Here is a 21,726-nt window from a genome sequence, read left to right on the forward strand (position 1 = left end):
GCCTGCTTGCACTATGCATCGATCGAGACCGCGAGTCGCGTCGTATCGGAAAGCTTGAATGACGACACCGTCGATTTCAGTTTCCCGGCCTGCTCCTCGAGCGAGCCCGCGGCCGCTGCCGCCTGCTCGACGAGCGCCGCATTCTGCTGCGTCACCTGGTCCATCTGGATGACGGCCTGATTGACCTGCTCGATGCCGCGGCTTTGTTGTTCCGACGCACTGGCGATCTCGCGGACGATTGCCGAAACGCGCTTGATGGCGCCCTTGATCTCGCTCATCGCGGTGCTGACTTCGCTCGCCTGCTGCGAGCCGGCCTCGACGGTCGCGACGGAAGAGGCAATCAGGTCCTTGATCTCCTTGGCCGCAGTGGCCGATCGTTGAGCGAGGCTTCGAACTTCGCTCGCGACCACAGCGAAGCCTCGCCCCTGTTCACCGGCGCGAGCGGCTTCGACTGCAGCATTGAGCGCGAGAATGTTCGTTTGAAACGCAATACTCTCGATCACACCTGTGATCTCGGAAATCTTGTTCGAGCTGCCGGATAGCTTGTCGATCGTAGCCACCATCGCCTGCACGACGTCGCTGCCCATATCGGCGATGTTCGTCGCGTCGGCGGCAAGGCCGCTCGCTTCACGTGCACTGTCGGCGTTCTGCTTCACGGTCCCGGTCAGTTGCGTCATGCTCGAGGCGGTCTCGGTCAGCGACGCGGCTTGCTCCTCCGTGCGGGCGGACAGATCGAGGTTGCCGGCGGCGATGTCGCGCGTCGCCGAGGTCACCAGCTCGGTCGAGGAGCGGACGGACAACATCGTCTCTTCCATGCGTCTCATCCACTTGTCGAACGCAACGGCGGAGCGGCCAAACTCGTCCATGCGCCGCGGTGAAGACCGCGCCGACAAATCGAGCGTCACCGCGATGTCCTCGAACTTACTGGCGATGCGATACAAGCCGCCGCATACCACGGCCTGCAGATGGAGGCCGGCGTAGAGCGCGACAGCAAAGCCCACTGACGCGAGTGCGACCAGACTTGTCATCGCCCAGCGGTAAAACGGAGCGGCATGGGCATCAAGGTGCAACAGGCCGACTATTCCGATGAGTCCGACGGCCAGCATCAAAGTGGCAATGACGCCGAACGCGAACATGAACTTGAGTCTGATCGTGAGCGCAGATTTTGGCACTTCGTTTCCCTGGTGAATGAGCAAGACGCGGCGGCGTCATGAAGACGAAAGCGCGGCGAGCTGTGTGGCATTGACGGGCGCTTTTTGCGCGCAATGTCGCCGTGGCCGCAGCTTTGCGACTACGCGCTGACCCCTCGTTTACGGCCCGAGATCTGGCGTCGACAGTGGTGTTTACCCCCAATCCGTGTTCACGCAGACCCGCGAACGCTTGCAAAACGATTAAAGCCCTTCGGGCGAACAAGTACCGTACTGCGGCAGAACCCCCATGGCCGCAAGACAGGTGGACAGGAGCGCGCGCCGAGTCCCTCAGTGAACCCGGGTCAACAGTTCGTCGAGCGACTTTCTGGTGTCGCCGTGGAACAGCGCGTTCTCCTTGTAGAAGAGCGGCATGCCGGCGATGGGCGAGTGCGGATCGTCCTGTGCCGCCGGATTGACGATGTCGTTTGAGCCAGTAACGATCGCAACATCGGTAGAAGGGAGGTCTTCGTTGATCTCATCCCTCTCGAGCACGATGTCATAAGGCACCTTGGCCTCCGCGAGCAGCACTTACGCGATGTCCACCACGATTTTCCCGCGTGCGGTGGCGTTCGTGATGGCGTCGTAGGCGAGTTCCGCGGACCGCAGGTCGAACCGGCGGGGATCGAGATTCGGCGTGAGCTTACCGGCATCGGCCAACCGCGTGGCCTCGCGCAGCATCGCGCCGTGATGCGCGCGATGCATGCCCGTCAGGAGCGGATAGAGGGTGAAGACTCCTGAGTACGTCGCTTCTCGAAACGACAGGGGCGCCAGCGCATGCGTACCCCAGCCCAACGCGCTGACGACATGGCCAAAATGCTTGACTGCCGCAAACGACGCATCGAGCGAGGGGCCGCCGACGGTGTCGACCACGACGTCGAAGCCTGTGTCCTGCGTCAACGATGCAACATACTGCTCGACCGATTGCGACCGGTAGTCGATGGGCGTAGCGCCCAGACGCGCAATGAGTTCGTGGTCGCGTGAACTCGCAGTTGCAAAAACCTGGGCGCCGAGTGCGCACGCCAGTTGCACCGAGACATGCCCGACACCGCCTGCTCCGCCTTGCACCAGCACAGTTTGGCCCGCTTGCAGATGGGCCCGGTCGACAATGCCGGACCAGGCGGTGATGAACGCGAGGGGCAGCGCCGCGGATTCACGCATCGACAGGTTGGCCGGCTTGATCGCAAGCAGGTCGGCATCGACCGCCGCATACTGGGCCAGCGAGCCCTGAATGCCACCGACGCCGCCCGTCATACCGTAGACCTCGTCGCCGACATTGAAAGCGGTCACGCCCGGCCCGACGGCATCGACCACGCCAGCCATATCGATGCCGAGCACCAGCGGGAGCGGATGCTTCGCATGGGCTGCGCTGCCACTGCGGATCTTGGTGTCGAGGGGGTTGAGACCGCTTGCGGCAATGCGCACGCGCACCTGACCGTGTGCGGGTTCGGGCATCGGGATTTCGGTCAATTCGAGCGGGCCGTTGTATCGGTTGAGGACGAGCGCCTGCATGGTCATGGTGGGTTCCTGTCGGGTTGATTTCCCTGATTTACGACGCGTCGCGCGACTGCGCGCACTTCCGGATGAAACGATCGATTCGCTGGCGAACGCATGAGTGAGGCGGGGCGATCCGTGCCTCCGCGCGGTCTACGGCCGCCTCGCTGGACCGCCTTCCAGACAAAGCGACCAGGCTATCGCAGTAATTGTCCTCAAGTGGCGATACAGGTTTGCCCAAGCCCCCGGCCGCGCGAATGACCATTATTGCCAGGAAGTGACCAATTCGTACATGGCAACTCGAGGTGCCGGTGTGGGTCGTCTTATGCCGACCGCATGAGGCAGACACCTGGGACGATCGCATCACATGGTCGCGGGACACAGTGCGGCCAGCGGCGGTGGTTCGATTTCCACGACCGAACTGTCGACAATTTGTGCGTTGAGCCAGTCGGCTGTGGCGGAGATCCCGCCACAGCCGAAGCGAATGCAAGTGACACGGGGGGAACGAGGCATGGCGCTTGGCGACAAGATTTCACACCTTCGGAGTGACGCCCCCGTCCCCAGTGTTCCATTCGAACTCAAGGCAACAGTACGGTGTCGACGACGTGAATGACACCGTTGGACTGCATGACATCGCCGATCGTCACGTGCGCGACATCGCCCTTGTCGTCTGTGATGGTCCAGCCTTTAGCGTCTCTGCCGACGATGAGCGAATCGCCCTCGACCGTCTTCAGGCTCGCCTTGCCGCCGCCCTGGTTCACCGCCATGGCAAGGTCTTGCGCGGTGAGGCGACCCGGCACTACGTGGTACGTCAGCACCTTCACGAGCATAGCCTTGTTTTCAGGTTTGAGCAGCGTCTGAACCGTGCCGGGGGGCAGCGCGGCGAATGCTTCGTTGGTCGGTGCAAAGACCGTGAAGGGTCCCTTGCCCGACAACGTGTCGACGAGTCCGCCGGCCTTCACGGCGGCCACCAGGGTGGTGTGGTCGTTTGAATTCACCGCATTCTGAATGATATTTTTCGACGGATACATGGCGGCGCCGCCTACCTCCACGGTGTTGTCCGTGGGCAGCGATCCAGCCCTCGCTGCGGACGTCGTTCCCAGTATCAGAGCAAGCGCCAGCATCGCGCCGACAGTCTTCATCTTGTTGCAGGATTCCATCTGGGTTCTCCCGAAGAATCAATGCTTCCGGACTGGAAGCCAATGAAGATACGGGTCGAACGAAGCAGCGGATGCATGCGTTATCGCGCACCCCGGCAAGACATACTCATGCGCCGCCCACGATGCCTTTCGCCAGCACCGGCCCGGTCGGTTGTCCGGTCGGCGATCCGCCGCGCGGTTCCAGCGACACAGCCAGAATCGCTCGCGCGTTCAACTGTGCGAGCCGGGCTTGCGGCAGCGTCACGATGGTTGGTCGATCTGCCGCGATTACGCCGAGCGACACGGGTCGCCCGCCCTGCGCAATCAGCCACAGTTCGGTAGAGCGGTCTGCCGCAACCGGGATGTCGTTTGGCGGGACAACCACCATGCGGGCCTGCTCGACATTGACGATCGCAGTCCATCCTGCGCGGCCTCCGTCCCGCACAAGACTTGCCACCTTATAGCCCTCCTGGCCGGGCACAGCGACGCGCGCATCGCGGACGGGAAGTATCGAAAGAATGAGGAGCGCCATGGCAGCGATGCTCGATCCAACACCAATCCAGCGCCACAAACGGATGTTGTCCCATAGCCTGACGCGAGGCCGCGGCGCCTCAACGGGAGCGAAGCCCAGTTCGGACTGGATGCGCGCCCACACATAGGGCGCGGGCGCGATCTCGTCAATATCTTCGTTGAGTGGCATCAAGCGACTCTGCCAGCGTGCGGCGCTTGCGGCCAGCTTGGGATCGCGCAACAGTGCCTGTTCAATCTGCCTGCGCCCGGCTGAGTCGAGTACCCCAAGGACATATTCGGCGCACCGCAGATCATCTGGGCTGGATAAGGGCGTATTCATTGTTCGAGACACGCTTTTAGCTGGAGCAGACTTCGCCGGATCCAGCTTTTCATCGTACCCAACGGTACGCTCAAATGCTCCGCCAGTTCCGCATAGGTCGCGCCCGTGAAGAATGCTTCCCGTACGATGCTACCCTGCCGGGCCGGTAATTCCTCCAGGCAATGCTCCAGGCGGCGTCGCTCCTCGCTGTGCTCGGCAATCGCGGCCGGTGACGGGCTCTCATCGACAATCTCTTCCTCCGCCAATTCGTCCAATGGTTCCTCGCGGTGCCGCCGCAGGCGGTCGATCGTCCGGTTGCGCGCGATGGCGACAAGCCAGGTAATCGCACTCGCCAGCTTCGGATCGAACGTCACGGCTTGGCGCCACACGGCGACATAGACCTCCTGCAGTACCTCTTCGGCTTCGCCGCGGTCGCGCAGCATCTTCATGCACACGCCGAACAGCTTTGCGGAGGTGCGCCGGTAGAGCGCGGCGAAAGCGACCCGATTGCCTGTGCCAACGTCGAGCAGGAGCAAGTTCAGTTCGTCGCGGCGACGAGATTCGGGATCGCCCGTCAGGTGAGCGCCATCGATTGCCGGGTTATCACTCATGGACGTCGTGCTCCGTCTGGATCGGCTGCGCCGGATCTCGAACGCAGGCGTTGCCGCCATGCGGTGGCTGCACGAAACGAGCGTCTTCTGCGCCAGTTGCCATCGCATTCGCCGGCCCTCCCGGGGTGGACCGCAGTCGTGTTCCGACTACGCCGCTATCTGCCAATCTACCAGCTACGGAACAAATGAGTGTCTGGATGCATGTGCTGCAGAAAAATTTGCAACGGCGCAACGACCAGGAACATTTGTTCGCGCACCTGCATCCGTTGATCAACGCCGTCCGTAAGGATTTCTGAGGGCTTGCCGCTTCCCCGTGATTTCTCCTGCTTTTCCCTGCAGGACGGCCTGTCTTCGTACCCGCGATTCGCGCTGCCGCGCCGCCGATGGCGTTCTTTTGCCTCCAGGCATGTGATAAAAATACTCAATGCCGATATGACGACGACGGCATGACGGCTAGTATTGCCGCTCTGGCGCCTCTTCCCAAGTTAAAGATTAATGGTTCCCCGACCAAACGACGTCGCGATCGTCTTCAGAACTTCTGACGAATCGCGACACGCACCAACGCCTGGCGGCCATTCGACGAATCGCCCGCGTTGCCGATGTTCGCCACTGCTGACGCGCCCGTCGACGATGTACCCGACGCGATCTGATAGGCCCCTTCAACGTAAAGATCGGTGCGCTTCGAGAGGAAATAGTCGGCAAGCACGCAGACCTGATTGAAGTGCTGGTTGCCGACACTGCCGCCGGGCGTCCAGACGCTATCCCCCTTCGCATAGTCGTACGCCGCGCCAAGACTGAACGCCGGCGTCACAGTCCATTTCACACCCGCGTCCACGTTATTGAACTTCGCGCTCGCACCGCCCAGGGCAGCGATGTTGCCGTACTCGACATTCGACCACGACGTGCCGAACTGCACCGACCCAAGCGTATAGGTGCCGCCCACAATGGCCACCTGATATGAAGCCGCAGTCTCGTAGCCCTTGTTCAATATGCCGGTCAACTGGGTGCCGCTGCCGTTGCTCGTGAAGAAACCCGAACTCGCCGTACTGCCTGTTGGGTTCTTGAAGTACAGGAATGCTGCGCCGAGCGTCACCGACCCGTTCGAATACGCGGCTCCCGCCGAATAGCCGCCGTTGCCGCTCACATTGCCCGGCATGCCGCCCACACTCCACTCGGCGCCGAACGTCAGGCCGTTGAAATTTGGACTCGCATAGCGGATAGCGTTGTTGGTCCGCAGCGAGTTGGCGGTATTGTCGAAATCGCCGGGATGCTGAAACGCTTCGCCGGCGAGATAGCCCTGGATGGTCACCGGTTGTGCGTAATAGACCAGCGCGTCGTATTGCCGGCCGAGCGTGACATCGCCGTAGCGCCGGTTGCTCAGTCCCACCCAGGCCTGACGGCCGAACTCAAGGCCCCCTTGCGCGGCCGCCCCGCTATTGAGGTTCACACCCGATTCCAGATCGAAGATCGCATGCGTGCCGCCGCCGAGGTCCTCGACGCCACGCATGCCCCAACGGCTGCCAAACAGTCCATTGAGCGAATCGAGGTACACCTTGTGGCCGCCCTGTGAGGCTCCCGTCGCAACATTGCTGTTGAACATCAAGCCTTCGTCGAGCACGCCGTAAAGCGTCATGCTGCTTTGCGCGCAGGCCAGCGAACCGTATAAGAGAATGGGCGCCGCCACAAGAATTTGCTTTTTCATCGAGAGTCTCCAAATATTCTTTTATTCGCACTACGAATAGAGCGTTGCGAACCGCATTTTGAAAAATTGACGCCACCGCTCAGTGCGCGAGCGACGGCGCCACTGTCACTTGCGCTATTGACCTCATGCGCCCTGTCGCTTCACGGGTTGCACGGCGCTTTCGCTGCGGCCCGTCATCATATAAAGCGCGCATGCGGAAACGATCGCAGGCAACGCCAGCAGGCTGAACACGGCACTGAACTGCCAGCCCAGCGCCATCAACTCCGCGCCCACCATTGCGCCAGCCACGCCGCCGATGCGCCCTACGCCCAACATCCACGCCACGCCCGTGGCGCGTCCATGCGTCGGATAGAACGCCGCTGCGAGCGCTGACATCGACGTCACGGCGCTCGTGACCATGGTTCCGGTCAGAAAGATCAGCGTGCCGAGCCATAGCTGGTGACCGACGCCGCGTCCCACGAGCACGACGAGCAAAGCGGCAAGGACGAATGTCGCTGCAATGACGCGATTGGCGTTGAAGCGGTCCATCGCCCAGCCGACGCAGAGATTGCCAAGGACACCACCGAGCGGGAAAAGCGATGTCATCAACGCGGCGTTCTCGCCGGAAAATCCGGTATCGCGAAAGAGCGTAGGAAGCCAGTTGGTCAGCAGATAGTAGATGAGGAGTCCCATGAAATACGCGACCCATAGCATGACTGTGCCGAAGCGATAGCGAGTCGAGAGCACGACGCGGATCGCCCCTTCACGCTTCGTGGACGCCGCCCCTTCGGGCGGCACGAAGCGGACACCGTCCAGCGACACGCCGTGCGCAATGCGCCCCAGGATGCGGGCAATTTTCGCGTCTGCGTGCTTGCGCATCGCCATGAACTGGACCGATTCCGGCAGCCACAGAACAAGCAGCACCGTGAGCAGCGCCGGCCCCACACCACCTGCCACGAGCACGCTTTGCCAGCCGAAATGCGGAATCAGCCAGGCCGACGCGAATCCGCCCAGCGCCAGTCCGGTTGAGAAGCCACAGAACATCGCATTGACGACGACGGCCCGCACCCGCGTGGGCGCATATTCCGACATCAGCGTGACGGCATTGGGCATCGCGGCACCCAGTCCGAGGCCGGTGAAGAAGCGCAATGCGGTCAACGATTCGATGGAATGGGCAAATGCCGCAGCGAAACTCCACACCCCGAACAATCCGACCGACAACACGAGCACAGTCTTGCGTCCAAGGCGGTCGGCCAACGGCCCAGCGAGCATCGCGCCGATACCGAGCCCGACGAGCGCCGCGCTCATCACCGGCCCGAGCGCAGCGCGCGCAACGCCCCATTGCTGCACGAGCGACGGTGCAATGAAGCCTATCGCCGCGGTATCGTAGCCATCGGCCGCGACGACGAGAAAGCACAGCACGAGAATGACATACTGAAACGGCGAGAAGCGCTGGCCGTCGATAAATGCCTGTGTGTCGATGGTGCGTTCGGGCGTGTTCATGCGCGCCCCCATGCGAAACGATACGCGAGCGGGGGTTGCGCACCTCGAGAGCGGGTGCGAGAGAGCGTTTTCATTGCGATGTCTCCAAAGATTTGATGTCGTTATATGCGGCACCGTCTTCGCGCAACGCGGAACGGAGAGCGTTAACTGAAGCAGCGTGCCGCGCCGCTGCTTCGGCTATGGGTGGCGCGTCAGCGCCCGTCGAGATGCCCGAGCGAGCGGAACTGGACGGCGCGCACAATGCGGTTTTCCTGTGCGACGATCAGGTGCGCCGACGCCTGAAGATACGCGGGCCAATCCGGATCGGCATCACGTGCGGTGCGACGCTGGTCATAGTCTGCAATGCTCTCGTAGGCCCAGAGGTGCACGACCTGGTTCAGCGCGCCAATGTCGCTGACAAAGAAGCCGACCGGAGCGCCGAGGTATTTGAGCTGTATCGGCATCGCAAGGCGGTCGAATACGTCGAGAAACTCGGGCATGCCGCGCGGACGAATCGTATAGATGCGATGATCGATGAAGGGTTTTCCCGCTTTGACGTGACTCACGTGCCAGTCCTCTCTGTGTGCTCTGTTGCTGCGGATACCGCAATATCGTCGTGCCCGGCAAGGTGCCGGCCGGTGATATAGCCGAAGGTCATGATCGGGCCGAGCGTGATGCCCGCGCCGGGATAGTTGCCACCCATGATGCTCGCCCGGTCGTTGCCGACTGCGTAGAGCCCGGGGACCGGCTGCCGTTGCGCGTCGAGCACTTTGCCTTCGACGCTGGTCACGATGCCGTCGAACGTGCCGAGATCGCCCATCACGACCTTCAGCGCGTAATACGGCCCTTGACCGATCGGCGCGACGCACGGGTTCGGCTTCTGGTCGTGATCGGCGAGATAGCGGTTGAAGGAAGTCGAGCCACGGCCAAACGCCGGATCCTCGCCACGCGCCGCGCTCTCGTTGTACCGGCGTATCGTCGTTTCGAGCGTGACTGCATCGATGCCCGCATTGCGTGCCAGTTCTTCGAGCGTGCGGCCTTTCTTCAGATAACCGCTGCGCAGATGTGGGCCGAGCGGCACCGGTGAGGGCTTGGCATAGCCAAGCCCATATTTGCGAATGGTGGCGTGGTCGCAAACGAGCCAGATCGCTGTTTCCCGATCGCCTTTGCAAGCCTCGATCATGGCCGCGCCGACGTCGTGATACGAATTGGCTTCATTGGTGAAGCGGCGCCCATGACGCGTGACGCCGATGATGCCAGGCTTGTAACGGTCGAGCAGATGGGGAAACACGCCGGGCTTGCCGTTCTTGCGCGGCACGAGCGATACCGGCATCCATGCAGCCGGTTCGCGGTAGCGCAGCGGCACCTGCGCGCCCACTGCCTCCGCCATGCGCGCGCCGTCGCCCGTGTTGCCGTCCGGCACCGGCGACACATGCTGCCCGCCTCGGCGCACATGCGCATAGGCCTTCGCGATGCGCGCAAGGTCGTGCGAAAAGCCGCCGCACGCAAGCACGACACCGCGCCGCGCCGTGATCGTGTAATCGCCATCCGGGCCCCTGACATGTGCGCCGCTCACCCGGTTTTCCGACGTGATCAGTTCGCGTGCGCCCGTACTGGTGTGAATCGGGATACCGAGATCGAGCGCGGACTTCGCGAGGCGCGCCGCAAGCGCGTTGCCGCTTGTCACCTGCACGCCGCGCCGGAATCGCACGAGATCCAGAAGATGGCTCGCGAGACGCCGCGTGACGTAGCACGCGGATTTCAGCGAACGTGTCGCGTTGAAGAAATGCTTGAGGTCGGCGTTGGACGAATTGAACATCATGCCGACGAACGTGATGGTCGCGAGCGGCGGGCGCAGCCTCGCGAGGTGCTCACGCAGCTCGCTTGCATCGTAGGGCGCCGCCACCACCGATCGCCCGATGTCCACGCCGCCTGGCGCATCCGGGTGATAGTCCGGGTAGAGCGTCGGCACGAAGCGGACTTGCGTCTCGCGTTCGAAGAAGTCGAGCATCTTCGGCCCCATATCCAGAAACGCGTCCACGGCAGCGGCGTCGAAGAACGCGCCCGTTTCGTACTGGAGGTAAGTGCGCGCCGCCTCGCGCGTATCGGCAACGCCATTCGCGCTGGCATGCCGGTTGCCCGGAATCCAGAGCACGCCGCCAGAAAATGCCGTGGTGCCGCCGAAGCAATCGGCCTTTTCGACCACCACCACGCTAAGGCCGTGCTTGCGCGCAGTGATGGCTGTCGAGAGACCGCCCGCGCCCGAACCGATCACCAGCACGTCGCACGCCAGTGCGGGCTGGGTCGTCTGCTTAGTCATGAACTGTCTCCTTTGTTGCAGGGACGAGCGCTTCCCGCACACTGTGTGTGCAGTGCGCCGTCCTTTTATCGGGTTGTAGTGAAACTGCGCGCGGGCTGCCTTACGCCGCCGATACCGCGCGCGAGGCTGCTGGAGCTTCATAGCCGGGACGCGGCACGAGGTCCATGAGCATGGAATCGAGACCACCGTCGACGACGATTTCGGCGCCGTTCACGTAGCCCGCTCGCTCGCTCGCGAGGAAAGCCGCGACTTCGGCGATATCGACGGGACGTCCAATGCGGCGGCTCGCCGTCATCGCGGCGCGGCGCGCTTCGACGTCGCCCTGGGCATAAAACGACTCGGACAGCGGTGTACGGATGAGGCCTGGACAAATCACATTGCTGCGCACGCCGCGCGCGCCCCACTCGGCCGCGATCTGCCGCGAGAGCATTGCGACGCCCGCTTTGCTTGCGCTATACGCGCCACTCCAGGTCTGCGGATGAAGCGCGGCGACGGAAGCAACATGCACGATGCTGCCGGCGCCCCGCGTGAGCATCGCGCGTCCGAATGCCTGTGAGCACAACAGGTAGCCGGTCAGGTTCACTTGCAGCACGGCATTCCATGTTTGCAGGTCGATGTCTTCGATGCCGCCTGCGCGTAGAAAGCCCGCGTTGTTGATGAGCACGTCCGCTCCGCCCAACTCGCGCTCCACTTGTGCCGCGGCCTGGCGCACACTGTGTTCGTTCCCAATGTCGCAGACTACGGCTATCGCCTCCGCCTTCCTGTCGCACAGCGAGCGCGCGACCTCTTCGCAGCCCTTCGCGTCGCGGTCAAGCAGCGCGAGACGCGCGCCGGCCTGCGCGAGCGTCGCCGCAATGGCCCCGCCAATGCCGCCTGCAGCGCCGCTCACCACGCACACCTTGCCGCCAAGGCTCAACCAATGGTCAGCATGTTCACCGATCTTGCTTATTTGATTAGTCATCCGAATCTCCTTCATGGCAAACTCACGCACCGACGTGCTTCAGCGCTCTTCAACGAAGAATCTCATGCGATTCCAGTTGGCTGAAGTATAGGCAGCACCAGCCGTCACAGCATGGACAAAGCTGTCGAAAAACAGGACAATTTGCACCCGGGAGGGAAAACGGCATGAGGAGAATCCCTAACTACGAGCTGTACGGCGAATCGGCGGCGGCGCGTCCGCCATGGCACGATGCCTTCAATTTCGAGTGGATTCCGGAACGCAGCCGGGCCAACGACTGGAACATCCCCGCTCATCGCCACGATGCGCTCTTGCAGATTCTTTACATCCGCAACGGCTACGGCCACGTGATCATCGAAAGCGCAAAGGAGCCGTTCGATCCGCCCTGTCTCGTCATCCTGCCGGCCCAGGTCGTGCATGGCTTCGTGTTTTCGCCGGAAATCGACGGGCTGGTCATTACCGCAGCGCAAGGTGCGCTCGAGTCCATCGCAAAGTCCGTCTCGCCGGCGCTGCTGCCGATCTTGCAACGGCCGGCGTTGATCCCGGTGCGTGGCCCTGCCGCGACTGACGAAACACTCATGCCGCTTTTCCAGCTGATCGAACACGAATTTCGCAGCGGTGCGGCCGGGCATACGGCGGCAGGCATGTCGCTATTGATCGCACTATTCGTGCAGGCGGCCAGGCTGGCCGATTACGCCGCCGCCACTCCGGTCGCCGCACTGGCCGCACGGCGCAGCGTGCAAATCAAGCGCTTTCGGGAACTCATCGCGAAGCATTTCCGCGAGCATCGGCCTGTTGAATTCTATGCGGCGGAACTCGATATCACGGTGGCTCAACTCGGGCGCATCTGTCGTGAAGAACTGGGCGTCTCCCCCACGTCCCTCGTCAACGACCATCTGATTCGCGAGGCCCAGCGCGACCTCGTCTATTCCGGCATGAGCGTCAAGCAGATCGCCCATAGCCTCGGCTTCGAGGACGCTGCCTATTTCAGCCGCTTTTTTCGCAAGCAGACGGGTATCACGCCGCGAGCGTTTCAGGGCGCCGCGCAGCGTGATCTCGCGCTGGGCACTTTCTAATGATTATGTCGGCCACGCAACTGGGGGGACTTCAACCTGCATCGCTCCATTAATATGGATAACTAATGTAATCACGAAAGCCAAACGGTAAATTCCCCGCGCCAAAACCTGCGCCCCCGACGCCTCAGCCGTCGCGCGTGAGCGCAAAGCCGGCCTCGGCCACTTCCCGTTCGAGCCACTCGAGAAACTCCGCGAAACCGCTCGAACGCTTCACGCGCTTCGGGTAGACGAGCGTATATCGTCCCCCCGTTTTGATGCTACCAGGGTGCACGCGGATCAGCTGCTGCTCGAGCAGCTCCTCGCGCGTGAGCACGGCATCCACGAGCGCGACGCCCTGGCCACATTTCGTCGCGACAATTGCGGACTCCAGCGTGTCGAACGTCAGATGGCCGTTGTCGCCGCCCGTCGTATCCGGATAGAGATCGTCCCAGCGGCGCCAGTCGAGCCGGTCCATGCTCGAATCGACAAGCCGCGCGGTCTTCAGCATGGCTTGACTGTCCGTGCCCGTGAGCAGTTGCGGCGCGCACACCGGAATCAGCGCTTCTTCCCACAATGGCATCGCCTCGTAGTCGGGCCACGTTGCCGTGCCGTACGCGAACATCGCATCGATCGATTCAAACGCAAAGTCGGGGAAGCGATGATAGACCGTGTCGACGCTCACCGACACATCGGGATAACGCTGATAGAACGCCGTGAGCCGCGGAATCAGCCAGCGCGCCGCCATGGTCGGATGCGCGCGCAGACTCACGCTGCGCCCGACCCGCCCGAGCATCGACGAGGCGTCGGACAAGAGGCCGATGACCTGTTCCGCGACAGGCACGAGCGCGGCGCCTTCGGGCGTGACCACGATCTTGCGCGTATGCCGCTCGAACAGACGGCACGCCATGCGCGACTCCAGTTGCGCGACCTGGCGGCTCACGGCGCTCTGGCTCAGGTTCAGCGATTCACCTGCCTTGCCGAAGTTTTCGGTCTTCGCAACGGTGAGGAAGGCCTGCAACAGTTCGATCGATGGCAGTTGACGGCTCATCTTTCTATGCGCTCCTTGCATCGGATAAATGTAGATATATCACTTTTCTTTCGATTGATCGAGGCTCATTCTGAATGGCATGCCGACGTTGCGCGGCGCGTCCTCTTCAACATTGCGAGTCGATCCCTTGAACGCTCCAGAATCCTCATTCTCCACGGCGCTGCCGACGCAACCCGACCCGCTGCCGCGCGAAGTCGACGTGGCGATCATCGGCGGCGGCCTGATGGGCTGCACCGCCGCGTATTACCTCAGCAAGGCGGGCGCCCGGGTGTTGCTGATCGACAAGAGCCGTATCGCGGGCCAGCAATCGTCGCGCGCGTGGGGTTTCGTGCGTCAGCAGTCGCGCGACGAAGCCGAAGTGCCGTTGATGCAGGCGAGCATCGAGATCTGGCGCGGGCTCGAGGCTGAACTTCAAACCGGCCTCGGGTGGCGCAACGAGGGTTGTCTGTTCGTCGCGGGCAACGAGGCCGAGCGCGATGGCTATGAATCGTGGCTGCCCGTTGCACGCCAGTTCTCCATCGATACGACGATGCTGTCGCCGCGCGAAGTCGCAGCGAAGCTGCCCGGCTACGCCATCCCGCAGCTCGGTGGCCTCTTCACCGCGAGCGACGGACAGGCGGAACCCACGCTCGTCGCCCGCGCATTCGCGATGCGCGCGCTCGAACTCGGCGCGCACATTGTCGAGCAGTGCGGCGCGCGGGGCATTGACGTCGCGGCGGGCCGGATCGAAGGCGTCGATACCGAACGCGGTTACGTGAAGGCGAAAGCGGTCGTCTGCGCGGCCGGCGCCACGACATTCCGGCTGCTGCGGGTGCTCGGCATCTCGCTGCCACAGCAGCTTGTGCGCGGGACCGTCGCGCGCACCACGCGCGGCCCCGCGCTTGGCGGCATCTCGACGATCGCGAACGGCGTGGGCTTCCGGCAGCGGATCGACGGCAGCTTCAACATCGCCGACGACGCGCATGTCGACGTCGACATGACGCTCGGCCATTTGCGCGCGCTCCACTGGTATGCGCCGTCGCTGTGGGCGCATCGCAAGTCGTTCCGCTTCAATCTGAACGGTGCGTGCCTCACCGATCTGGGCCACCGCATGCCGTGGTCCGAAGCGTCGCGCCTGGGGCCCGCCGTTCATGTGCGCGATCCGCTGCTGCGCCCCAACGAACGGAGCCTGCGCACGGCGCTGCGCGGACTCAAGGCCGCGTTTCCCGGCCAGGCCGACACGGAAATCGCCGAGAAGTGGGCCGGCGGCATCGACGTATTGCCCGACGGCATTCCCGTCATCGATGCGCAGACGTCGATCAGCGGCCTCGCCGTCGCGACCGGCTTCTGCGGCCACGGCTTCGCGATGGGCCCGATCGTCGGCAAGACGCTCGCGCAGTGGATCACCACCGGCAATCCGGGCCTCGACGTGCGCCAGCTGCGTCTGTCGCGCTTCGCCGAAGGCGACGTCAAGCCGCCCTCTTCGCTGTTCTGATCGCTCAGTTCCATGCCGGCGCATTGCGTCACGGCCTTACCCGCCGTGCAGCACGGCCCTGCCCGCACCTTTTGCCACAACCATCACGCGCACACACCCAGTGAGGAGACACGGTGACCCAGCAAACCTTCTACTACGACCCAGCGTCGGTGGCCGGCAAGGCGCCGCCGATCAACGACGAGACTGACCTGCTGATCGTTGGCGCGGGACCGGCCGGACTTGCGGCCGCGCTAAGCGCCGCAGGACACGGCGTGCGCGTCATGCTCGTCGACGAGAATCCGGTGCCGCTAGAAACGATGGGCGAAGAAGTGCCGCTCCATTTCGGCTCACGCATGGGCGCCGCCGTCGCGAACCGCAACAGCGTGCTGCAGAAGCTGCTCGAGGCGCGCCCCCAAATTGCCGAAGCGCTTGAAGCGGGCGTCGACGTCCGGCTTGGCACCGCCGTCTGGGGCGTCTTTGCGCAACAACGCACGACGGCATGGATCGATGGCGCCGTCGCGGGCCTCGCCGACGAAGACAACGCGTACCTGGTGCGCTTCAAGCAGGTGATCGTCGCTGCCGGCCAGCGCGACATGGGCCTCGCGTTCGAAGGCTGGGACCGGCCGGGCGTCATGGGTGTGAGCGCCGCGCATCGGCTCGCCACCGTCTACGAAGCACTCGACGCGAGGCAAGCCGTGCTGGTCGGCAGCGATACGCATGCGCTTGCGGCTGTGCTCGCGCTGATCGATCACGGCGTGCGGATCGAAGCGATCGTCGAGCAGGCCGGCCAGGTGCGCGGCGATCGCACGCTGCTCGAACGTCTCGTCGCGCAGGGCGTGCAGGTGCTGACCGGCCATGTCGTGCGCGAGGCGGCCGGCGATGCGCTCGGCGTCAAGCGCGTGAAGATCGCGCCTGTCGATGGCGCGGGCCGCCCCGTCGATGGCGCGGTGCACGAAATCGAATGCGACACGGTGCTGCTCGGTGTGGCCGCCGTACCCGCGATCGAGCTCGTCGAGTCCGCCGGGTCCCGCACGTCGTTTCAGGCGAGCCGCGGCGGCCACGTGCCCGTCATCGACGCGGCACAGCGCACGCCGCTGCCGTGTGTGCTCGTGGCCGGCGATTGCGCCGGGGTCTGGCCGTCCAAAAGCCTCGACGAAAACATCGCGCGTTGCGAAGGCCGTATCGCGGCGCGCACGGCGCTCGCGGCACTCGGTGTCCAGATCGACGCGTCCGACGCCGCGCCGGTTCCCGACGAGCCCGCGCCCGACCTCGCGCGCCATCTCGCAGCCTGGGTGCGTGCGTCGGTCGTCTATGCACAGCACGAACCCTATGTTTGCCTGTGCGAAGAAGTGACCGCGACCGAGATCCTCTCGAAGCAGCCGCCGCGTTATCTCGGCTGGACCCCGGCTAACGCGTCGCTGCAAAGTGTGATGACGGCGCAGCCGCGCGGCAGCGCCGGCCCCAACCCCGACGTGACGAAGCGGCTCACGCGCGCGTGCATGGGCGCGTGCCAGGGACGCCGATGCCGCGAGCAGGTGGCGACCTTGCTCGGCATCGGCGCGGGATCGAGCGTCGGTGAGATCCCGCTCGCGTCGTTCCGTCCGCCGGTTCGGCCGCTGCCGCTGAAACAGATCGGACAGCTCGAAGAGATCGCGGAAATGCGCGATCGATGGGACGCCTGGTTCGGCATGCCGTCCCAGTGGACCCCGTTCTGGCTGTGCACCAGCGAGCCGACCGTAGCGCGGCGTCCGCACGATGCCGCCCCTCCCGTCCAACCGCTCCACCATGAGGGCTGACACCATGCAGGCAACCGTTACGAAATCGTCCGACCGGGCGTCCGTCGTCATCGTGGGCGGCGGCGTGACCGGATTGAGCGCGGCCTGGTGGCTCGCCCGCGAAGGCGTCGACGTGCTCGTCCTCGAAGCCGGACTGATCGGCTGGGGCGCGTCGGGACGCAATGGCGGCGGATGCACGCATCATCACAGCCCGCTCTTCCTCGAAGAGCAGCGGCTCTGGCCGATGATGGACGAACTGCTCGGCTATCCAACCGAGTTCCGGCGCGACCGCATCAGCATCGATCTCGACGAACAGCAGCTCGCGCTCGACCGGAAAATCGTGGACGAAGCGAAATATTTCGGACTGCGAGCGGAATTGCTGGATCCGCAGCAAGTCCGCGATCTCGTGCCGTTCGCGGGCGAGAACGTGCTGGCCGGCTACTACTACCATTTCGGCGGCCACGCGAATCCACATCGCACGCTGCAGGCGTATGCGTGGGCGCTGCAAAGCCACGGCGGACGCATTCTCGAACACACGCCCGTCGTGCAGATCGAACGGCAAGGCGGCCGCGTGACGGGCGTACGCACCGCGCAAGCGCGCATCGACTGCGATCATCTGGTGATTGCGGCGGGGCCGTACACCGGCGAGCTTGCCGCGCAGCTCGGCGTAGAGATTCCGCTCGTGACCGCGCGCGCCGAGATGATCGTGACCGAGCCGCTGCCGCTGATCGAAGTGGGCGGCGTCGATGGCAACGGGCTCTATGGCCGGCAAACGCTGCGCGGCAACCTCGCCTACGGCGGCGGCCCGCACGAATGGGTCGAGCTCGCCGACTTGCGCAACACGCGTCCGCTCTCGACACCGCTTCAATGCAATATCGCGAAGCGACTCGCCGAGCTCTTCCCGAAGGTCGCGCACAAGCGCGTGATCCGTAGCTGGGCCGGGTTCGTCGAAAATACGCCGGACGGACGACCGGTGATCGATCGCCCCGCTTCACTCGACAATGTCACCGTCGCGACGATGTCTGGCGTCGGCTTTGGGTTGTCGCCGGCGAGCGGTCATGCGATACGCGATCTCGTTGTCGATGGCGCCTGCAGTTTCGCCGATCTTTCGACATTCGCCCTCTCTCGCTTCGCGAAGCTCGAACCGGACTGGCAGCGCATTCAGGGCTGGCTGCCGCTGCCCGCTTGAGTGGAAAGGACCTTCCCGTTGTGCCACGCTGTTACGATCAAAGAGGATCTGTCATGAAACGAACGTTTCGCAATCTGGCCTTGCTGGCATCCATCGGCGTGACCTTGTGCTCGTTTGCGGCGAGCGCAAGCGCGGGGCAAGACACGCTGCGCTTCGGCGTCGCCGCCGAGCCGTATCCGCCGTTTCTCGTGAAGACGCCCACGGGCCAGTTCACCGGCTTCGAGCCGGATCTGATCCGGGCAATCTGCACGGAGATGAACGCGAAGTGCGAAATCAAGGAAGTGGCGTGGGACGGCATCATTCCCGCGCTCCTCGACAACAAGTTCGACGTCATCTTCAACTCGATGGGCGTCAGCCCGGAGCGCCAGAAGGTGATCGCGTTCTCGCGTCCGTACTATGAAACGACCGGCGTGTTCGTCGCGCCGAAGGACGTCAAGTTGACGTTGACACCGGAGGGGCTCAAGGGCAAGTCGATCGGCGTGGAGGGTTCCACCACCGATGCCGAGTTCGTCCAGACGGCGTATGGCAAGACCGCGACGATCCGCATTTACAACACGCAGGATGAATGCGATGCCGATCTGCTTGCGGGACATATTGATGCGGCGTTCCTGGATAAAGTCGGCGACATCGACTTGTTGAAGTCCAGGGAGGGCGCAACGCTCGAAGAGAAAGGCGCGGGCAGCGTCAAGATGGATCCGCTGAAATATGGTCTCGGTGTAGCGGCAGGCCTGCGCAAGGGGGACACGGCGCTCAAGGCGCGCATTGACCAGGCGCTTGATCAGTTGCATACCTCGGGCCAGTACGCGCAAATATCGAAGAAGTACTTTGCGATCGATCTTTGGCCGCATTGAGCATGCGTAGCCGGCGATGGCCGCTCGTGAGCGCCATTGCCGGGCATCGGGTGATTTCAGCGCCTCCTGGAGGCGAAACGACCCATTCCTCAAAGCTCAAGGTCAACGCGATCATACCGAGAGCACCGCGTGAATCTGCGCCACGACAGCCGCCCCTTCACCGACCGCCGCGGCAACGCGCTTGACCGACGACGAGCGCACGTCGCCGATTGCAAACACGCGCGACATACTCGTCTCCAGCGGCAACACCAATGACTGCGGCCGGCCGGTCACAAGCGGCCCCGTCCGCACGAAGCCCTTGTCGTCCAGCTCCATTCCAGAATCGCTTAACCAGTGCGTATTCGCTTCAGCCCCGGTGAAAAGAAACACGTGACGAACGCTGAGGTTGCGCTGTCCTTCGGGCGAACGACAACACACCGTGTTGAGCCCGTACTCGTCGCCGTCGAGACGCTCAACCTGTGTGCGCACGGAAAGCTCGACGTTGGGCAGTTGCGCGAGGCGCTCGATCAGATACCGCGACATCGTCGCTTCCAGTCCCGGGCCACGAATCAGGATGTGCACAGCGCTCGCATGCGAGGCAAGAAACGCAGCCGCCTGCCCCGCGGAATTTCCGCCGCCAACGAGAACAACCGTTTGCCCCTTGCAGAGTCTCGCCTCGACGGGCGAGGCCCAATAATAGACACCGCGCCCTTCGAAACGCTCGAGTCCATCGATGGCCGGGCGACGATACGATGCGCCACTCGCCACGACCACCGAGCGCGCCGTCACGGAGTTGTTGTTCTCGACGTTCAGCGTGAGCGCATTGCCACTGCACCGTACGGCGCTAACGCGCGACGGAATGAAGATGTGGGCACCGAATTTCTGCGCCTGCACAAACGCGCGGCCCGCCAGTGCCTGGCCCGAGATTCCCATCGGAAAGCCGAGGAAATTTTCGATGCGGGCGCTCGAGCCCGCCTGACCACCCGGTGCGCGTGCGTCGAATACGGCCACCGAGAGCCCCTCCGAAGCGGCGTAGACCGCCGTGGCAAGCCCGGCAGGCCCCGCCCCGACGATGACGACGTCATACACGCGGCCACGATCGAACGCGGGAAGCCAGCCAAGCGTCGACGCGAGCTGGTCCTCGGTCGGCGCGCGCAAGATTGCGCCGTCCGGACAAACGACAAGGGGGAAGTCTTTGGCGGACGGCGCAATCCGCTCGAGCAGCGCGAGGGCGTCCGGGTCCGATTGCGCGTCGATCACCGTGTGCGGATGATCGTTGCGGCGCAAGAATCCCTCGAGCGACACGAGGCGTGTCTCGCCGGGCCGGCCTATCAGCACGGGACCGCAACCTTTCTCGATGAGCCCCACGCGTCGACGGACCAGGGCACGCAGGATGCGCTCTCCCAGCTCTGCCTCCGCCACCAGAAGCGCGCGCAACTGATCGGGCGTCAGTTGCAGCGCCGTGACATCAGTCAGCGCGTGCGCATCCACCAGCGACGGCCGGCCCGAGAGCTGAGCCGCTTCGCCAAGAAAATGCCCTGGCCCCTGCCGGATCTTCACGTTGTTCTGCCCGAGCCCTTGGTGCCGCGTCACTTGCGCCATACCGCTCAGCAGCACCAGCACACCGGACGCGAACTGCCCCGCCTGATAGATCGACTCCCCCGCTCGCCAGCAGACCTGGTTGCCAAAGCGGAGCATGCGTGCGATCTCGCCTTCGGTCAGAAGCGGATGCGCCTGATCCGTGTGCAATTCGAGCGGCGAAAATGGGGCCTCTTCGTCGGAATCGTATTGATGCCGCATTCGCTCGCCCGCAGGCAATGAGGCTGCGTCAGCTTCCGATTCATCGGAAGACGTGTATCCGTCGTCGCTCTGCATGGCTTCCTCCGCGGTATCGCCCGCGCGGCGGTCGGCCGGTCCGCCGCCACTGCGCAAGCCTGTTCCACAACGCCAGTTCAGGAGCCAAAGGCTACCGGCCGCCCGGGCGCGCCTCGGTCCCTGTTCCGCATCGTAGTCCACACCGGGAGTGAACGGGCAGCTCGATCGGTCTACTCGTGCTTCACCTGGAAAGTGACGGCTCTCGCCCGGGCGGCGGATTCGCGGCGATGTCGGACCAGAATTCCAGACACGCAGTTGCCATACGCACACCCAGGTCCAATGGCGCCATCCGGCGAGCGGCCCATTCTCGTCCTTCGTTGTACTCGATAATGGTCTGGTACACAGCCAGACGCTCCTGGTAAAGGCGCACCTGGTCTTCCGCCAGTTTTACGAGCTCGGCGGTACTGGCGAACTCGCTGAAAACGAGCTGCAACACCGCCATATCCCGCATCTCGAACACTTCGCCCGGCGGCGTTTTCAACCAGTTCTCCAGGGCCTGCTGGCCGCTCGACGTCAATGAATAAACGCGGCGACGGCGCCCGCCTTCCTCCACTTCCTGATCCAGCAAGCCCGCGCCCGCCAGCCGCTCCGGCTCACCGTAAAGCTGCGAGTGTGGAAACGGCCAGAAGTACCGGACGGAGCGCTCGACCGCCTGCTTCAGTTGATACGGCGTCGACGGCCCCCGCAAACCAATGACCCCTAGAACGACATACGAAATCGGGCTTAACCGAACGGGTGCTTCTACGTGTGAGGTGTTTTGGATCGTTGACATGGTCTGTTTCGGACGATACATTTAAAAC

General features: G+C 63.6%; 18 protein-coding genes and 1 pseudogene. 5 read left to right on the forward strand and 14 right to left on the reverse strand.

Annotation, left to right across the window (positions count from 1 at the left end; all coding sequences use genetic code 11):
- Positions 1 to 11 precede the first annotated feature (11 nt).
- The 11 genes and pseudogenes from E1956_RS39605 to E1956_RS39655 form a co-directional block, all read right to left on the reverse strand.
- On the reverse strand, positions 12 to 1,136 hold the full coding sequence (locus E1956_RS39605) for a methyl-accepting chemotaxis protein (RefSeq protein ID WP_134758755.1): 1,125 nt from the start codon (positions 1,134 to 1,136) through the stop codon (positions 12 to 14).
- Positions 1,137 to 1,478: 342 nt separating this feature from the next.
- Positions 1,479 to 1,718: pseudogene (locus tag E1956_RS39610) on the reverse strand (NAD(P)(+) transhydrogenase (Re/Si-specific) subunit beta); the annotation flags it as partial.
- Positions 1,719 to 2,705 carry a zinc-dependent alcohol dehydrogenase family protein gene (locus tag E1956_RS39615; RefSeq protein WP_134758756.1) on the reverse strand — a complete coding sequence of 329 codons (987 nt, stop codon included), beginning with the start codon at positions 2,703 to 2,705 and terminating at the stop codon, positions 1,719 to 1,721. It abuts the pseudogene before it with no gap.
- Between the two features lie 554 nt (positions 2,706 to 3,259).
- Positions 3,260 to 3,841 carry a fasciclin domain-containing protein gene (locus tag E1956_RS39620; RefSeq protein WP_134758757.1) on the reverse strand — a complete coding sequence of 194 codons (582 nt, stop codon included), beginning with the start codon at positions 3,839 to 3,841 and terminating at the stop codon, positions 3,260 to 3,262.
- Between the two features lie 106 nt (positions 3,842 to 3,947).
- The gene (locus tag E1956_RS39625; RefSeq protein WP_134758758.1) at positions 3,948 to 4,670 is read right to left on the reverse strand and encodes an anti-sigma factor; all 723 of its coding nucleotides are present in this window, start codon (positions 4,668 to 4,670) and stop codon (positions 3,948 to 3,950) included.
- Complete coding sequence (locus tag E1956_RS39630) at positions 4,667 to 5,260, reverse strand: sigma-70 family RNA polymerase sigma factor (protein ID WP_232072220.1); 594 nt, start codon at positions 5,258 to 5,260, stop codon at positions 4,667 to 4,669. The genes E1956_RS39625 and E1956_RS39630 overlap by 4 nt, the downstream gene beginning before the upstream one ends.
- 529 nt (positions 5,261 to 5,789) lie before the next feature.
- Positions 5,790 to 6,962 carry a porin gene (locus E1956_RS39635; protein WP_134758760.1) on the reverse strand — a complete coding sequence of 391 codons (1,173 nt, stop codon included), beginning with the start codon at positions 6,960 to 6,962 and terminating at the stop codon, positions 5,790 to 5,792.
- 123 nt (positions 6,963 to 7,085) lie between these two features.
- The gene (locus E1956_RS39640; RefSeq protein WP_134758761.1) at positions 7,086 to 8,444 is read right to left on the reverse strand and encodes an MFS transporter; all 1,359 of its coding nucleotides are present in this window, start codon (positions 8,442 to 8,444) and stop codon (positions 7,086 to 7,088) included.
- Positions 8,445 to 8,635: 191 nt separating this feature from the next.
- Positions 8,636 to 8,989 (reverse strand): NIPSNAP family protein, encoded by a 354-nt coding sequence (locus E1956_RS39645; protein WP_256377816.1) that lies wholly within the window; start codon positions 8,987 to 8,989, stop codon positions 8,636 to 8,638.
- On the reverse strand, positions 8,986 to 10,743 hold the full coding sequence (locus E1956_RS39650) for an FAD-dependent oxidoreductase (protein ID WP_134758762.1): 1,758 nt from the start codon (positions 10,741 to 10,743) through the stop codon (positions 8,986 to 8,988). Before E1956_RS39650 ends, E1956_RS39645 begins: the two co-directional genes overlap by 4 nt.
- 100 nt (positions 10,744 to 10,843) lie before the next feature.
- The gene (locus E1956_RS39655) at positions 10,844 to 11,704 is read right to left on the reverse strand and encodes an SDR family NAD(P)-dependent oxidoreductase (protein WP_134758763.1); all 861 of its coding nucleotides are present in this window, start codon (positions 11,702 to 11,704) and stop codon (positions 10,844 to 10,846) included.
- 164 nt (positions 11,705 to 11,868) lie between these two features.
- On the opposite strand from E1956_RS39655, the gene E1956_RS39660 reads away from it, so the two are divergent.
- Positions 11,869 to 12,777 carry a helix-turn-helix domain-containing protein gene (locus E1956_RS39660; protein WP_134758764.1) on the forward strand — a complete coding sequence of 303 codons (909 nt, stop codon included), beginning with the start codon at positions 11,869 to 11,871 and terminating at the stop codon, positions 12,775 to 12,777.
- Positions 12,778 to 12,901: 124 nt separating this feature from the next.
- Here E1956_RS39660 and E1956_RS39665 read toward each other — a convergent pair whose 3' ends face one another.
- Positions 12,902 to 13,804 (reverse strand): LysR family transcriptional regulator, encoded by a 903-nt coding sequence (locus tag E1956_RS39665; protein WP_167760272.1) that lies wholly within the window; start codon positions 13,802 to 13,804, stop codon positions 12,902 to 12,904.
- Between the two features lie 127 nt (positions 13,805 to 13,931).
- On the opposite strand from E1956_RS39665, the gene E1956_RS39670 reads away from it, so the two are divergent.
- The 4 genes from E1956_RS39670 to E1956_RS39685 all read left to right on the forward strand — a co-directional run bounded on the left by E1956_RS39670 (position 13,932) and on the right by E1956_RS39685 (position 19,072).
- Entirely contained in the window at positions 13,932 to 15,278 is a 1,347-nt protein-coding gene (locus E1956_RS39670) for an NAD(P)/FAD-dependent oxidoreductase (RefSeq protein WP_134758766.1), read from the forward strand.
- Positions 15,279 to 15,391: 113 nt separating this feature from the next.
- Positions 15,392 to 17,053 (forward strand): FAD-dependent oxidoreductase, encoded by a 1,662-nt coding sequence (locus E1956_RS39675; RefSeq protein WP_134758767.1) that lies wholly within the window; start codon positions 15,392 to 15,394, stop codon positions 17,051 to 17,053.
- A 4-nt stretch (positions 17,054 to 17,057) separates the two neighbouring features.
- Positions 17,058 to 18,221: an NAD(P)/FAD-dependent oxidoreductase gene (locus E1956_RS39680; RefSeq protein ID WP_134758768.1), complete on the forward strand. Its 1,164-nt coding sequence runs from the start codon at positions 17,058 to 17,060 to the stop codon at positions 18,219 to 18,221.
- Positions 18,222 to 18,274: 53 nt separating this feature from the next.
- Positions 18,275 to 19,072, forward strand: coding sequence for a transporter substrate-binding domain-containing protein (locus E1956_RS39685; RefSeq protein WP_134758769.1), 798 nt, complete (start codon positions 18,275 to 18,277; stop codon positions 19,070 to 19,072).
- 111 nt (positions 19,073 to 19,183) lie between these two features.
- On the opposite strand, the gene E1956_RS39690 is transcribed toward E1956_RS39685, so the two are convergent.
- Positions 19,184 to 20,926, reverse strand: a complete 1,743-nt coding sequence (locus tag E1956_RS39690; RefSeq protein ID WP_232072222.1) for an FAD-dependent oxidoreductase — start codon at positions 20,924 to 20,926, stop codon at positions 19,184 to 19,186.
- A gap of 181 nt (positions 20,927 to 21,107) precedes the next feature.
- Positions 21,108 to 21,698 (reverse strand): PadR family transcriptional regulator, encoded by a 591-nt coding sequence (locus tag E1956_RS39695; protein ID WP_134758770.1) that lies wholly within the window; start codon positions 21,696 to 21,698, stop codon positions 21,108 to 21,110.
- Positions 21,699 to 21,726 lie beyond the last annotated feature (28 nt).

This window comes from Paraburkholderia pallida (assembly GCF_004524855.1).
In the GTDB taxonomy this organism is placed as follows: Bacteria; Pseudomonadota; Gammaproteobacteria; order Burkholderiales; family Burkholderiaceae; genus Paraburkholderia; species Paraburkholderia oxyphila.